The 14,490-nt window shown below is 55.9% G+C and carries 13 protein-coding genes; 3 read left to right on the top strand and 10 right to left on the bottom strand.

Annotation, left to right across the window (positions count from 1 at the left end; translation table 11 throughout):
* Positions 1-375: 375 nt before the first annotated feature.
* From QVF59_RS16005 to QVF59_RS15985, 5 genes are all read right to left on the bottom strand, one after another.
* Entirely contained in the window at positions 376-2,694 is a 2,319-nt protein-coding gene (locus QVF59_RS16005; RefSeq protein WP_287881250.1) for a Tex family protein, read from the bottom strand.
* A 59-nt stretch (positions 2,695-2,753) separates the two neighbouring features.
* Positions 2,754-3,110 carry a SpoIIAA family protein gene (locus QVF59_RS16000; RefSeq protein WP_159876230.1) on the bottom strand — a complete coding sequence of 119 codons (357 nt, stop codon included), beginning with the start codon at positions 3,108-3,110 and terminating at the stop codon, positions 2,754-2,756.
* 141 nt (positions 3,111-3,251) lie between these two features.
* Positions 3,252-4,121, bottom strand: coding sequence for a DMT family transporter (locus QVF59_RS15995; protein WP_287881247.1), 870 nt, complete (start codon positions 4,119-4,121; stop codon positions 3,252-3,254).
* A gap of 42 nt (positions 4,122-4,163) precedes the next feature.
* Positions 4,164-4,745 (bottom strand): hypothetical protein, encoded by a 582-nt coding sequence (locus tag QVF59_RS15990; RefSeq protein ID WP_240902628.1) that lies wholly within the window; start codon positions 4,743-4,745, stop codon positions 4,164-4,166.
* A gap of 13 nt (positions 4,746-4,758) precedes the next feature.
* Positions 4,759-5,868, bottom strand: coding sequence for an aromatic ring-hydroxylating oxygenase subunit alpha (locus tag QVF59_RS15985; protein WP_287881246.1), 1,110 nt, complete (start codon positions 5,866-5,868; stop codon positions 4,759-4,761).
* A gap of 657 nt (positions 5,869-6,525) precedes the next feature.
* Here QVF59_RS15985 and QVF59_RS15980 point away from each other — a divergent pair.
* The 3 genes from QVF59_RS15980 (at position 6,526) to QVF59_RS15970 (ending at position 10,610) form a co-directional block, all read left to right on the top strand.
* Positions 6,526-7,719 (top strand): acetate/propionate family kinase, encoded by a 1,194-nt coding sequence (locus QVF59_RS15980; protein WP_287881245.1) that lies wholly within the window; start codon positions 6,526-6,528, stop codon positions 7,717-7,719.
* A 25-nt stretch (positions 7,720-7,744) separates the two neighbouring features.
* On the top strand, positions 7,745-9,823 hold the full coding sequence (gene pta, locus QVF59_RS15975; protein WP_287881244.1) for a phosphate acetyltransferase: 2,079 nt from the start codon (positions 7,745-7,747) through the stop codon (positions 9,821-9,823).
* A gap of 508 nt (positions 9,824-10,331) precedes the next feature.
* Complete coding sequence (locus QVF59_RS15970; protein WP_287881242.1) at positions 10,332-10,610, top strand: hypothetical protein; 279 nt, start codon at positions 10,332-10,334, stop codon at positions 10,608-10,610.
* Positions 10,611-10,661: 51 nt separating this feature from the next.
* Here the strand turns inward: QVF59_RS15970 and QVF59_RS15965 are convergent, their stop codons facing one another.
* From QVF59_RS15965 to QVF59_RS15945, 5 genes are all read right to left on the bottom strand, one after another.
* Positions 10,662-11,231, bottom strand: a complete 570-nt coding sequence (locus QVF59_RS15965; RefSeq protein ID WP_287881241.1) for a hypothetical protein — start codon at positions 11,229-11,231, stop codon at positions 10,662-10,664.
* Positions 11,232-11,270: 39 nt separating this feature from the next.
* Entirely contained in the window at positions 11,271-12,161 is an 891-nt protein-coding gene (locus tag QVF59_RS15960; protein WP_287881240.1) for an RDD family protein, read from the bottom strand.
* 456 nt (positions 12,162-12,617) lie between these two features.
* Entirely contained in the window at positions 12,618-13,310 is a 693-nt protein-coding gene (locus tag QVF59_RS15955; RefSeq protein ID WP_287881238.1) for a hypothetical protein, read from the bottom strand.
* Between the two features lie 41 nt (positions 13,311-13,351).
* Positions 13,352-13,600: a hypothetical protein gene (locus QVF59_RS15950; RefSeq protein WP_287881236.1), complete on the bottom strand. Its 249-nt coding sequence runs from the start codon at positions 13,598-13,600 to the stop codon at positions 13,352-13,354.
* 349 nt (positions 13,601-13,949) lie between these two features.
* The coding region (locus tag QVF59_RS15945; protein WP_287881234.1) for a VENN motif pre-toxin domain-containing protein at positions 13,950-14,490 on the bottom strand (541 nt) is incomplete at its 5' end.

The raw sequence follows: 14,490 nt of genomic DNA, 5'->3' as shown, positions 1-14,490 counted from the left end.
CACACCTATCGGTTATTCTGTTTTTTAAAGAGCGGTGCAGGTCGCTGCGTTTCGTTTCCGTCGCTGCGTTGTCTGCTGAGGAGGCGAACTATACCGCCACGCCCTACCCTCGTCAACACTTTGTGCGAAGAAATCTGCAGGTTTTGCCAAAATTCCGTCGCACAGACCGCTAAGTCACTGAACGGTAATGCTTTATGAAATTCGGGTTTCATGACTATTTTGCTGCGGGTGCACAGGCAGCGGTGCACCGCAGTCCAGCCCGCTACCGATCAACGGGGAAAACTGGCGCAAAAAGCTGGTCAGCGCACTGCCACCGGCAGCAAAAAGCCCGGCGGGGCCGGGCTTGGTGACTTCCATATATATGCAAGCGCGTATTCAGCGCTGCTTCAGCTTGGCAAACGCGGCAGCCATCGCCGACTCGCCGGCAGGCTGCTGCGTACGACCTTGTGACGGGCGGTTGCGCTGCTCTCCTGCAGGGCGGGCATTGTCGGAACGGCCAGTACGGCTGCTTGCTCCCACTTCATCACTCATGCGCATGGTCAGGGCAATGCGCTTGCGCGCCACATCCACTTCCAGCACTTTCACCTTGACCACATCACCAGCCTTGACCACCTTGCGCGGGTCGTCGATGAATTTGCTGGACAGTGCGGAAATATGGACCAGGCCATCCTGATGCACGCCGATATCAACAAAGGCACCAAAGTTGGCCACATTGGTGACTACACCCTCTAACACCATGCCGGGCTGCAGATGCTTGATGTCCTCGATGCCATCCTGGAAGGTGGCGGTCTTGAACTCCGGCCGCGGATCGCGGCCAGGCTTGTCCAGCTCCTTAAGGATATCCATCACCGTGGGCAGGCCGAAGCGCTCATCGGTATAGTCCGTTGCCTTGACTGCTTTTAGCGCGACAGAGTCCCCCAGCAATGATTTGACCTCACGCCCCAGGCGGGCAACGATTTTCTCCACTACCGGATAGGCTTCCGGATGCACCGATGAGGCATCCAGCGGATTGTCGCCACCGCTGATGCGCAGAAAGCCCGCTGCCTGCTCGAAGGTTTTGTCACCCAGGCGCGGTACTTTCAGCAGCTGCTTGCGGTTTTTGAAAGCACCATTCTGGTCGCGGTAGCTCACGATATTGGCGGCCAGCGTGGCGTTCAGGCCGGAGATGCGTGTCAGTAATGGTACGGAGGCAGTATTTACATCCACCCCGACTGCATTGACGCAATCCTCTACCACCGCATCCAGCGCCCGCGCCAACTGGCTTTGGTTGACGTCGTGCTGATACTGACCCACGCCGATGGATTTCGGGTCGATCTTCACCAGCTCGGCCAAAGGGTCCTGCAAGCGGCGGGCAATGGAGACTGCACCGCGCAAACTGACGTCCATATCGGGGAATTCCTTGGCTGCCAGCTCGGAAGCCGAATACACCGAGGCACCCGCCTCGGACACCACGATCTTGGTCATGCCCAATTGCGGGTAAGCCTTGATCAGGTCCTGTGCCAGCCTGTCGGTTTCGCGACTGGCCGTGCCATTACCAATGGAAATCAGGTCAACATTGTGACGGGTACACAGTGCGCCCAGAATGGCGATGGACTTGTCCCACTCGCGGCGTGGCTCGTGCGGGTAGATGGCGGTGGTGTCCAGCACCTTGCCGGTACCATCCACCACGGCTACTTTCACGCCGGTACGCAAACCCGGGTCCAGGCCCAGGGTGGCGCGCTGCCCCGCCGGTGCTGCCAGCAGCAAGTCGTGCAGATTATCGGCAAACACCTTGATGGCCTCGCCATCTGCCGCCTCTTTCAGCTTGCCCATCAGCTCCAGCTCCAGCGACAGGAATATCTTGGCGCGCCAGCACAGTCGTACTCCATCCAGCAGCCATTTATCAGCCGGACGGCCCTTATCCTGGACGCCAAAGCGCTGACCGATCAGTAATTCGTAAGCCGAACGCTCGGTAATCGGGGTTTCATCCGGCTGGTATTTGAGCGCAACGCTGAGCACACCTTCATTGCGACCGCGCAGCAAAGCCAGCGCACGGTGCGAAGGAGTAGCGCGAATGGCTTCGCGATGGTCAAAGTAATCGGCAAACTTGGCACCTTCCTGCTCCTTGCCTGCCACTACGCTGGCAGCCAGTTCGCCTTCGTTCCACAGCTTTTCGCGCAGACGACCCAGCAGCTCGGCATCTTCGGCAAACTGTTCGATCAGAATGGCACGTGCACCGTCCAGTGCCGCCTTGGTATCGGCCACGCCGGCTTCGGCATTGATATAGCCTTGCGCCAGGGCTTCAGGCTGCTGCGCAGGGTCCGCCAGCAAGCTGTCAGCCAGCGACTGCAGGCCGGCTTCACGCGCGATTTGCGCCTTGGTGCGGCGCTTGGGCTTGTAAGGGAGGTAAAGGTCTTCCAGTGCCGTCTTGTTGTCGGCTGCATAGAGCGCGGCGGTCAGCTCGGGGGTGAGCTTGTCCTGCTCGCGGATGCTGGCGAGGATGCTGTCACGGCGATCGTCCAGCTCGCGCAGATAGACCAAGCGCTCGGCCAGTGTACGCAGCTGGGTATCATCCAGCCCGCCGGTGACTTCCTTGCGGTAACGGGCAATAAAGGGGACGGTGGCACCACCGTCGATCAGTTCGATAGTGGCCGCCACCTGGTTTTCGCGGACGGCTAGTTCAGTAGCAAGACGGCTGGCAATGCTTTTCAACATCGGTTCTTATTCTTTCGTGCTGAACAAAAACCGCTACTGTACCGTCATTCACCCCAAAATCAAGCGGCAACCGGCCCGGCCAGCCACGCCTGAGCTTCCTCGACCGTATCAAAGTATTCAAGATGGTTATGCGACAGCAGGCCGGCAATGTGAGCTGCCAGCTTGATCCACACATCACTCACCACCAGCGCGATACGGCCAAAGTCCTGCTCGTGCGCACGCACAAACTTGACCTCTTCCAACGCCATGTCCAAAGTGAAGTCCACCAGTTCGGACAGATCCAGCAATACGTCCGGCTTGCCTTGTTCGGTAACACGCTTGACCAGCGCGTCTTCAAACAGCTTGAAATCTGCCAGCGAGAATTCATTGAACAGCGCCACATCCAGACCATAATCCTGTTCGCGGATAGAAATCATGCTGTATCTCCTAAAGTGTGAGTCTTGCTTGTTATTGTTACGCCGCGCCAACCATTGCCGCACGACCATGATTGCATTCTAGCTCCTGTCAGCAGGGATTCTGCTGACAACCATCAAGCTATCACATGTTTTTGGCATGCTTCAGCGCAATGCCGCCAACAAACCTGCGCCGACAATCAGCGCCATACCCAGCAAGGCATCCGGCCCCAGCGCATCACCCCACAGCAACATCCCCAGCAGGGCTGAAAACACCACGGTGAGATAGGCAAAGCTGGCTACCAGATATTTGCGCCCCACCTTGTAGGCCATGGTCATGGCCAGTTGCCCAAGCATGCCGCAGACACCCACGCCCAGCAAGGCCGTGACATTGCCGGCATGCACCGGGGAGAAGCCTGGCCCCAGCAACAGCCAGACGGCACCAAACACACTGGCGATGGCGAAGAACCAAAACACCACCCGCCATGACGGCTCGCCCATCTGCCCCAGTTCGCGCACCTGAAACACGGCGAAACCGGCACTTACCCCCGACAGCAGTCCTACTACGCCGGCCAGCCACTGATCCGAGCTAAAGGTTGGCCGCAGCAGCAGAACAATGCCAAAAAAGCCCAGCCCCAGCGCCAACGCCGCCGGGCGCGACAACCGGTCCTTGAGCTTGACAATGCAGATCAGCGAAAAGAACAGCGAGGAGGTGTAGTTAAGTGTCACCGCCGTAGACAGCGGCAAATGGGTCAGCGCATAAAACAGTGCCGACATGGACAGGTAGCCAACAAAGCTGCGTTTGATATGACCTTGCCAGTGCGGCGTGGACAGTGACAGGCCACGCCAGCGGATACCGACACCCAGAATGATCGTGCCGATCAGTGTGCGCCAGAACAGCAGCTCTACCGAATTGAAATGCTGCGCACCTGCTTTGACAAACACACCCATCAGCGCAAAAAAAGCGGCAGCCACTACCATCCAGCCAGCCCCCAACTGGCCTCGGCACAGCCGGGCAATCAAGGACTCAGGCATGCCGACGGCACTCCAGGCGAAGCAATTGCACTGCAGAGTACATCATGGCTTGCGCAAACTGGTGGCCGACAGGCAGATGGCTTCCATCTGGTGACGGTAGGTTTTGAACTCCGAAGCATTCGCCGCGCAGCGCGCCTCCAGCATTCGCTTGCCCGGCGTTGGCAGGAAGACATGCAGATTGAGCCGCACAATCCACAAACGGCCGGAAACAAAACGTCCCTCACGATATTCCGTAACCAGCCGCCCGCTATGCGGGTTAAGTCGTGTGTAGAGTGCGGGCTCGCGGTCACCGTCGGCCTGTCGATAGCGGCGCTGCAGCCGCTCCGGCGTATCACCACGCCCGGCCTTGTACTCCTGCAGGGTCACCTCAATGGCCGCACGTTCACGCTGGTCCGCCTTTGGCGGCACCACCTTGATCACGCGCACACCTTCCTGCACCACGCTGCGGACCTTCCAGCCTGGGGGCAAGGTAAAGCTGATCTTGCTGGCCGGATCGGTAAAACTGGCGGCCAGCACGGGCCCGGCCAGCAGGCCAAGGGCGAAAATAAGTAAATGTTTTTGCCAGTGCATTGTCATCAAGACAAAGAAAAAGGCGCGGAAACCCGCGCCTTTGCCATTCTGCACTGAAACGTCCGGCTTAGCCAGCCATGGCATCGCCCATCAAGCGACGATAGAACTCGTGGAAGTGTTGCATGCCTTCCTCGGTGGGGAATTGATACGGCCCCACTTCGCTCTCGCCACGCAGCCACAGCGCACGACGGCCCAGGTGCATGCGATAGCAGATTTCGTCGTCTTCCTTGGCGGTTTCGAAGTAGGCGGCCTGCTCTGCCTCGACGAATTCCGGCTCGAAGTACACCACATCTTCCGGGTAGTAGAACTCGGTGATGACGGTGCATTTCTCCGGGCCACGCGGAATCACCACGCTGACCACCAGCACATGCGGATACCACTCCACCATGATGTTGGGGTAGTAGGTGAGCCAGATGGCACCGAATTCGGGCTGGCGGTCGGCAAAACGGCGGCGTACTTCTTCGTGCCACTTGCCATACACGCGTGAACCGGAACGGGCCAGCTGGTTTTTCACCCCCACCGTCTGCACGTGATACTGCGCACCCCACTCCCACTTGAGTTCGGCGCAATCGACAAAATTGCCCAGGCCCGGATGGAAAGGATCGACGTGGTAGTCCTCGGAATAGACTTCGATGAAAGTCTTCCAGTTGAAGTCATACTCGGTGGTATGCGTCGAATGGAAGGCAAACTCGGAGAAATCCAGGTGTTTGGCCACACCAAGCTGCGCCAGATCGGCCGCGATGTCGCGACCGGCATCAAACAGCAAACCGTTCCAGTTGGTCAGTTGCGTCTGATTCAGGTTCAGGCAAGGCGTTTGCGGGAAATGCGGCGCGCCCAGCAGCTTGCCTTCGGCGTCGTAAGTCCAGCCATGCAGATTGCACACCATGTGGTTGCCATTGCCGCGGCCCTGATAAATCAGCGCCTGACGATGGCGACAGACGTTGGAAATCAGCTTGATTTCACCGCCCACATTTTTGAGCATCTTGCCGTGGCCCAGCCATTCCAGCGTGTGATAGTCGCCCTCATTGGGCACCATCAGCGCATGGCCGTAGTACTGCGGAGCAGTGGCAAACAGTTGTTTTTGCTCCAGCTCGTAATGAGCCGGGTCAAAATAGGTATAGATAGGCAGCTGAGCAGCAGATGCTTGCAGCATCTGCGAAGAAGCCAGATCAGACATTATTCCCACACCTCCGTGGAAGAAGATATAAGACCAGCCGAATCTCGCTAAACGAGTTTACGGAACCATCAAAACGATAATGAAAACAAAGGCCAAGCCCCTGCTTTTCGAGGGCGGGATTATGCCCCGCCCCGGAAGGGGGGGCAAGCTATTTTTGGTGATGGCAAGCATTCGCAGAATGAAACTATACTGCTACAAAGTGCGTTTTTGCGGAATTTGACACATCATCCCTACCCCCACCCTTAAAAATCATTGCGTTAGCGCAAATTGTGCGCAGCAACATCAGCGCTTCATAACGGCTATGTTATACTCGCGGCACGGTTGAACCGGTCGGATTGCCAGGTGCTGGCTGAAACGTGACAGCACCTTTATCCACCACCTGTTCCAGCAGGCAGCCACCCCAGTTGAAACTGGCCCGAACGCCCGCGGACAAAGCCATGCAGCGGCAAGGTAAAACCCGTATTGCCGCCTTGCAGGGTGCGCCGGATAATCGCTGCCCGGCCCAAGCCGATCAAAGGAAAATCAAGAGGAGCCCGTCTACTGCACAGCCGGTCATCAGGCCGACACAGTCATAACCCTAATATGGCCAATCCACCGGATTGCTGCAGTGATTTTCCCAACGGACCCCTTTTTCGTCATTTACGACCCCCAGTGCCTATGAAATCAAGCATTCTCGTTATCAACTGCGGCAGTTCCTCGCTGAAATTTGCCCTGATCGACACCGCCTCTCACCAAGCCATCCTGACCGGTCTGGCTGAAAAACTGGGCCTGGACCAAGGCCAGATCAGCTTCAAGCATGTGGGCCAGAAAGACAGCCAGGCGCTGAGCGAAGCCAATCACGCCGCTGCCATGCACGCCATCATTGCGCGTCTGCGCGAGCTGGATTTGCTGGATAGCGTCAAGGCCGTCGGCCATCGCGTGGTGCATGGTGGCGAACACTTCAAGGCCTCCGCAGTCATCGACGACACCGTCATCGCCGAAATCGAGAAATGCGCAAAACTGGCCCCGCTGCATAACCCGGCCCACCTGCTGGGCATTCGCACCGCCATGCAGCAATTCCCCGGACTGACACAGGTGGCCGTATTCGACACTGCCTTCCATCAGACCATGCCCGAACAAGCCTACCTGTATGCCGTGCCGATGCAGCTATACCGCGAACACGGCGTGCGCCGCTATGGCTTCCATGGCACCAGCTACCGCTATGTCACCGGCGAGGCCGCCCGTCTGCTGGACCAGCCGTTGCAAGACACCGCCTTTGTCTGCGCCCACCTGGGCAATGGCGCCTCCGCCGCCGCCATCAAGGGCGGCAAGAGCGTGGACACCACCATGGGCCTGACCCCGCTGGAAGGCCTGGTGATGGGCACCCGCTCCGGTGACATCGATCCGGGCATCTTCGGCTACCTGGCTTCCGAGCTGGGCCTGGACGTCAATGGCGTCACCGATCTGCTGAACAAGAAGTCCGGCTTGCTGGGCCTGTCCGAGCTGTCCAGCGACTGCCGCGAACTGGAAGACGCCGCCCTGGCCGGCCAGCCAGAAGCCATTCTGGCACTGGATATCTTCAGCTACCGCCTGGCCAAGCACATTGCCGCCCTCACTGTGGCACTGGGCCGACTGGACGGCGTGCTGTTTACCGGCGGCATTGGCGAAAATTCGTCCTATTTGCGCGCCCGCGTAATCAAACAGCTGGGCTTTTTGGGCCTGCAGCTGGATGAGGCAGCCAATGAAGAGTGCATTCGCGGCAAGGCTGGCCGCATCACCACCGCCGACTCCGTGCCTGCCCTGGTGATCAACACCGATGAAGAACTGATGATTGCCCTGGACACCGCCCAGTTGGCGGGCTTGTCCGTCTGAGGCAGCGCAAGAAAGAGTCAGAAGCATGCATACTTTTTTCCTGGCACCGACCGGCTTTGATGCCGGACTCACCTCGGTAGCTCTGGGCATGATCCGCGCGCTGGAGCAATCCGGCCTGCGCGTGGGTTTTGTCAAACCCATCGCCCAGGGGGCGGACAGCTCGCCGGAGCGCTCCACCCACTTCGCCCGCGCCATCTGCCACCTCAACCCGCCAGAACCACTGGCCATGGAACGGGTGGAGCACCTGCTGTCGCAAGGTGAAATCGACCAGCTGATGGAAGAGGTGGTCTCGCTTTACCAGCAAGCCTCGCACAATGTGGACCTGATGATTGTGGAAGGCCTGGTACCGGACCAGAAACAGGTGTTCTCCACCTTCCTCAACACCAAGATTGCCCGCAACCTGCAGGCGCAGACCATTCTGGTGACTGCTGCCGACAAGCTTGCCAGCCATGAAATTGCCGAACAGCTGGAGCTGAGCGTACAAGCCTTTGGTGCCCAGCCCGGCCACGTGGCGGGTTACATCCTGAACCGTCTGCCCAAGGAGCAAAACGCCCAGCAACTGGCGATGGAGATTCAGGAAGCCGGCCATCTGCTGCAGAAAAACCGCCTGCCGATGATTGGTGCCATCCCCAATGAGCCGGAGCTGCTGGCCCCGCGCACGCTGGACGTAGCCCACTACATGCAGGCACGCGTGCTGCACGCCGGGCAAATCAGCCGTCGCCGCGTACGCAGCATGGCGGTGACCGCACGCACCGTGCCCAATGTGGTTCATCTGCTCAAGCCCGGCGCGCTGATTGTCACCGCAGGCGATCGCGAAGACATCGTGCTGGGCACTTCCATGGCCGCCATGAATGGCGTGCCGCTGGCCGGCCTGCTGCTAACCTGCGACTCGCTGCCCGATCCGCGCATCCAGCAACTTTGCCACCAGGCCTTCACCAGCGGCCTGCCGGTAATGTCCACCACCCACAACACCTTCGAAACTGCCAGCTTCCTCAGCAATATGAGCCGCCAGGTGCCAGCGGACGACCTGGAACGCATGGAGCGGGTGATCGACTTTGTCGCCGAGCATCTGGATGCCGACAAGCTCAAGCGCAATGTGGGCGCACCGCGCGAACACCGCATGCCACCACCGGCCTTCCGCTACCAGTTGATGGAAAAAGCCCGCCGCGCCGGCAAACGCATCGTGCTGCCGGAAGGCAACGAACCGCGCACCGTCAAGGCAGCTGCCATCTGCCAGCAAAAAGGTATTGCCCACTGCGTGCTGATTGGTAACCGCGTTGAGATCGAACAGATTGCCGAAGCCCAGGGCGTCACCCTGCCCGCTTCGATCGAAATCCTCGATCCCAACGAAGTACGCGGCAACTACATCCAGCCCATGGTGGAACTGCGCAAGGGCAAGGGCCTGAACGCACCGATGGCCGAGCAACAGCTGGAAGACAATGTGGTACTGGGCACCATGATGCTGGCACTGGGCGAAGTGGACGGGCTGGTTTCCGGTGCGGTACACACCACCGCCAACACCATCCGCCCTGCCCTGCAGCTGATCAAGACCGCCCCGGAAGCCAAGCTGGTTTCCAGCGTGTTCTTCATGCTGATGCCGGAACAGGTGCTGGTTTATGGTGACTGTGCTGTCAACCCGGACCCGACCGCCGAAGACCTGGCCGACATCGCCATCCAGTCTGCCGACTCCGCCGCCGCCTTTGGCATTCCGCCGCGCGTCGCGATGATTTCCTACTCCACCGGCAGCTCCGGCAGTGGCTCGGACGTGGAAAAAGTGCGCGAAGCCACCCGCATCGCCAAGGAAAAGCGCCCGGATCTGGAAATCGATGGCCCGATGCAATACGACGCTGCCAGCGTGGAGTCCGTAGGCCGCCAAAAGGCCCCGGACAGCACCGTGGCCGGTCGCGCCACCGTGTTTGTGTTCCCGGACCTCAACACCGGCAACACCACCTACAAGGCAGTACAGCGCTCGGCAGGCGTAGTCAGCGTCGGCCCCATGCTGCAAGGCCTGCGCAAGCCGGTAAACGACCTGTCGCGCGGCGCACTGGTGGACGACATTGTCTACACCATCGCCCTGACTGCCATTCAGGCCGACAAGCGCTAACCCTGCGCATCAGCCGGCAAACAGCCCGACAAGCCTTGCTTGCCGGGCTGTTTTTTTGACCATGGCCAATACAGGTCACAGATGCTGCCCCCCTTCAGCGCTTAAAACAGCAGCCCAGGCTGGCAATGGCCCCTGCCACAGCACCGGACAGGCCATAGCTGGCAGCCCACCTTTGCGCCCGTGTTTCTTGCCTTCACACCCGCAGCACTAGATAATCCCCTCCGTGCCGTTCAATAGCGGCACCGGGATTGGCGTCCCGTTCCAGACGGACTTTGCACAAGGCCAAGCTTTGTCGCGTCCGTAACCATCGCACGTCTTCTATGGCGGGCCATGGTGGGAGCCTCTCACGAGGCACCGCTCCTGGAACGGTACGCCAATCCTGCCATGTGCCTGCCACCCCCGATTGGCGTCGGGCGGCAGGTAAACATTCCAGGAGACCATTCATGATTTTCCCTGTTTACTTGCTTGCCGCCTCTGCCCTATGCCAACCAACGGGAGGGCGCAGCTCATGACACACCAAGCCACCACACCCGTCTTGGCCCTGATGCGCCAACACATCGTGTTGCTGCAAGCCATGCTGCAACAAGACCGCTTTGCCGCGCTGCGCAGCCCGGTGCAGGAGTTGGCACGTGGTTTTGCCCAACTGGAATCCGCATTGCGGGAGCAGGCCCAGACGCTGGAGGCAGTATTGGCCTTGCTTGCCTTGCACCCGTCTGATGCCTACCGCAGGCACTTGATGCAGGGCTTGCAGCATTTGCAGCAGCAACAACAGCAATTGCTGGCTTAAGCCTGCCATGAACAACAGCCCGGCAGCCAAATGGATAGCCGGGCTGTTGGTTTAGGGGGGGTTATCTAATAGTGGAGAGGCTTGCAGACAGTTCCAGCGTTTGCGCTGTAAGCCCAGATAAGTGACGGGTACATCTATGAATGCGCCATCTTGCAGGCGCTGCTTCAAACCAGCCTCACAACTAGGAATGGCAATGGTTTTACCAAACAAGTTCTTGCCATTCACATAGCGAATGTCACCACGCAATACGTAGCGGGCATTCGCCTGTGGGATAAAGCTGAACAGCCGAGTACATGTGATCGGCGGAACGTTATAGATGGTGTTGTACGTCGATGCATTCAGCACCACTTCATACGCCAGCACCACAGGATCACCCGCCCGTAGACGTACCTTATCGGTCACACTGGTACGGCCTACGTAACACCCTTCAGCATCAAAGGTATCGATCATGCCACCTTCCTTGCCTTGCAATTCGGCAGATGGTTCCATCGCGGTAGGGAAGCGATACTGCACGCCGACGGACTGACAGGCGGTGAGTAGTGCGGAAAGCAGCGATAGCAAAACAAGAGAGTGTTGGGTTTGCATGTTTGCGGCGTCGCTCTGAAGTGGAGAAAATGACATGTACGAATTGTTTCACTCACAAATCAAGCCATTTCAAATTCACTGTATTAGTGCAGCCCACTCTGCTTGTGTGTGATGAAATGGCATCCAACTTACACTTTGCACCAATCCAAGATTGAACCCATACCCCAGATTAACGGTCAGTTTCTCTCCGGTCGGAATACCACTAAATCCACCCAAAAATATGGCATTGGCAATACGAGCAGCAGCCACCTCATTAAGTAATTTTTTATTATTAACTATGATACTGACTGTCAAGTGCGACTTGTCATTTATAGTGGTTTTTTGAATATTGAAGATGGAGCCTTTTAGATCTAACTTTTCTTGCACATCCCGCCATGCAATGCGGGCACTTTCAGATCCATCATCACGCATTTGATAAATACCAGCCACCAAAGCAATAAGCACGCATACTATCATGCCAACATTCAGCCAACGCTTATGCTCGGCAACATCAAAATACCGAACTGTTTCCATAACAACCACAGTCCCTGCAAGCAGGTCTTGCGGCAAGCGACCCTGCTTGCGATATAAAACCGCCATATACAGCAGTAACAAAGCAAAGCCTGACAAAGCAAACGTAAAAACCTGATTTATCCATAGAATATTGGTAATCATGCCATTCGCAGAGATCATCACTGCAATCGGCAGGCTGCGTATCATGCTTATCCGAAGGCTAGGCAAACTGCAATCAGTTGCACGAACTTCAATCTTGAGTAATTTTTTTCCAAATGTCCGCCCTCCACCATCAGAGCTATCAAGAACGCCAAAGTAAACCAATACTAAAGACAATGTTATCAGGCGCCCCCAATTACCGATCACAGCAAGCCAGTCTGTAAAAGCAAGACCGATGACCATCAAGAGCAGGCCTAGTAGAATACAGTCAATAAAAAATGCAACAAGCCGTCGCCAAACCGGTGCAAAAGGCATGCTATATTCCCCTATAAATTTAATACTATGCTGGCAATCAAAACATCAAAGAGCGATGTCACACCCACCAAAAGCAACGGCGGGAAGCCGTGGCAACTTGGCCGTAGTTCTGCCGATGCTGTTTCAGCCTGCGTCGCACTGTCATCATACGCATTCTGAATTTATTCAGCATAAACAGGGAAAGTATGATACATATTGGGGTTCCGTACATATAGCGCCATGCAGTTAGTTCGGGTCTTGGCTGCGAAGATCCATCACACATCAATCCTGTTTCTGCACATATATAGTTCAACCATTCATACCCATGCCCAATGGCCTGATAACCGAAAACGGGCCAGCACAAGCCTATAAAAAGATGATGCAACCGCTTAGGATCAATAGCTCTCGACACATACCAAGCAATTGGCCAAAACGTAAAAAATACGATTATTCGAATCGCTCTAATTAATATTTCCTTCATTTCACACCACCTTTACTATCAACTCCACTTAAATCTGACGATACAGGTAAAAATGATGGAAAATTGGAAATTATGTTATTTAAATAACTAGCATTCAAAGGCGAACCATCCCAACGAAGCATCCCGGCCCCAATAGCTGGCCCCGCCCCTCCAAAAACAACACCATACCCGGCAGAGGCCCATGCATTATCATTCCTTTCGCCATACACATTATTAAAGCTGGTATTCACATAACCAACCCCAGCACCAAAAAAACCACTCGACATGGTCGCTCCTGCTGAATTAGACATTCTAAAAATTGAAGAAATCTGACTTCCCACAGGCCCCACTATCGGTCCCGCCACCATCGCTGTATTAACCGCAAACAATGATTGGACCGGATTGATTGAACTTACTTTGCAATTACCTTGTGCGCAATTTTGCGCATATTGACCTACTGCATCAAAACCACCGCCCCCCCCTGAAATCAGCATGGCATCACCCACTGCCGGACCAACGAGGCCATAGCCCCCGGCAGGCAGGGCTGCCGTACCGGCCAATACCAAGAAATTTTTCTGGTTTTGCTGTTCATAGGTGGCATAGGATTGTCCCGGTGCAATACCTTGTACCGTGAAGGCAGAGCTGGCCCCGGTGTTGTAGTTGGCGCGACCGCTGGCCAAGTCTTGTGCACGATTAAACGCAATATTCATGTCATATCGCGCTGCGAGACTCTTATAATGAGTCCCATTAATTAATGCACTATATCCATCAATGCAAAAACAACCAATAACAACATCAATAACTGAACAATTACGCCATAAAAATTGAGCTTTTCATCCCTGTATTTTAAATATTTAAAAAATAATGCGATATGTAGTTTTGATGATGTTGTATGATCTGGCGCCCAAAGCCAATGAAAATCTTCGCCAGTAATCTCACACAGTCTCTTTTGAAAAAGTGCTCCAAATATAATTATCAAAATTAATAAAATAAAAATCATTTATTTTCTCCATTTTTGATTGGAATTGAAAACCCACCTTGTATCTTTGAGCCCACGAATTCACCAAACCCAATTCCAAATTGTGACTGGAGAAATGGACCGCTTTCACTTACGCCTGTTGTCGATCCGAATGAGACAAGAGCCCCACCATTTGCAGACACTTGAGACTGAATTCCACTTGGAGAACCATAGTGATTTGTGGTTACCCCCCAAAAACCACTTATACCTTGACCAACAACAGGGGATACTGACCACCCACCTTTACTATCCCATACAACCTGTCCTCCCATTCCATAGGCAGCCTGAAGTGAAGCGGTATAACTTTGGTTTTCATCTAAAAAGCTATAGCTTAATGATGCTTTTCTGAGGAAAAATACTGCGCAGTCATGATTTTTAAATCAACAGGCAGTGGTGTGCCATTTTTTCTTGCATTTTCCAGACTGTCGTCATAGTTCTTTTTGAGTAATTCTTTTGCCACGCCACACTGATTACTCGTTGGATTTTTAATACATTGATCTGCTGCCGCGCTTAGTTTCTTTCTATCTGATACGGAAAGTGAGTTGTTCCACACCTCATTATTCGCCACCTGCCCCCCCGTCACCGCCCCAGCCGAATTTCCAGTGGTCAAGCCTCCCGCCAGCGTGCCGGTGAGGGTGGTGAGGGCGGCCACGGTTTGTTTTTGTTCTTCGCTCAGTTCGGCTACCGTCTTGCCGGGGTAGAGCTGGTTCATCACCAAGTCTGCGGTAATCGGAGCGATGCCGCCTCCCACTGCGCCCGCAGTGGTGTTCTGGCCTTTGGCGGCGGCCAGTAGTGCGCCCAGCGCGGCGTGGGCCATGGCGTTGGCGGCCAGGTTGGTGTTGCCGTCGGCGTCGGTGGTCATCTGCTTGACC

The sequence above is a fragment of the Aquitalea sp. genome, assembly GCF_030150775.1.
GTDB classification, from domain to species: Bacteria; Pseudomonadota; Gammaproteobacteria; order Burkholderiales; family Chromobacteriaceae; genus Aquitalea; species Aquitalea denitrificans.
Note: the sequence above shows the minus strand (reverse complement) of the source record. Positions and strands in the feature narration are given on the sequence as shown.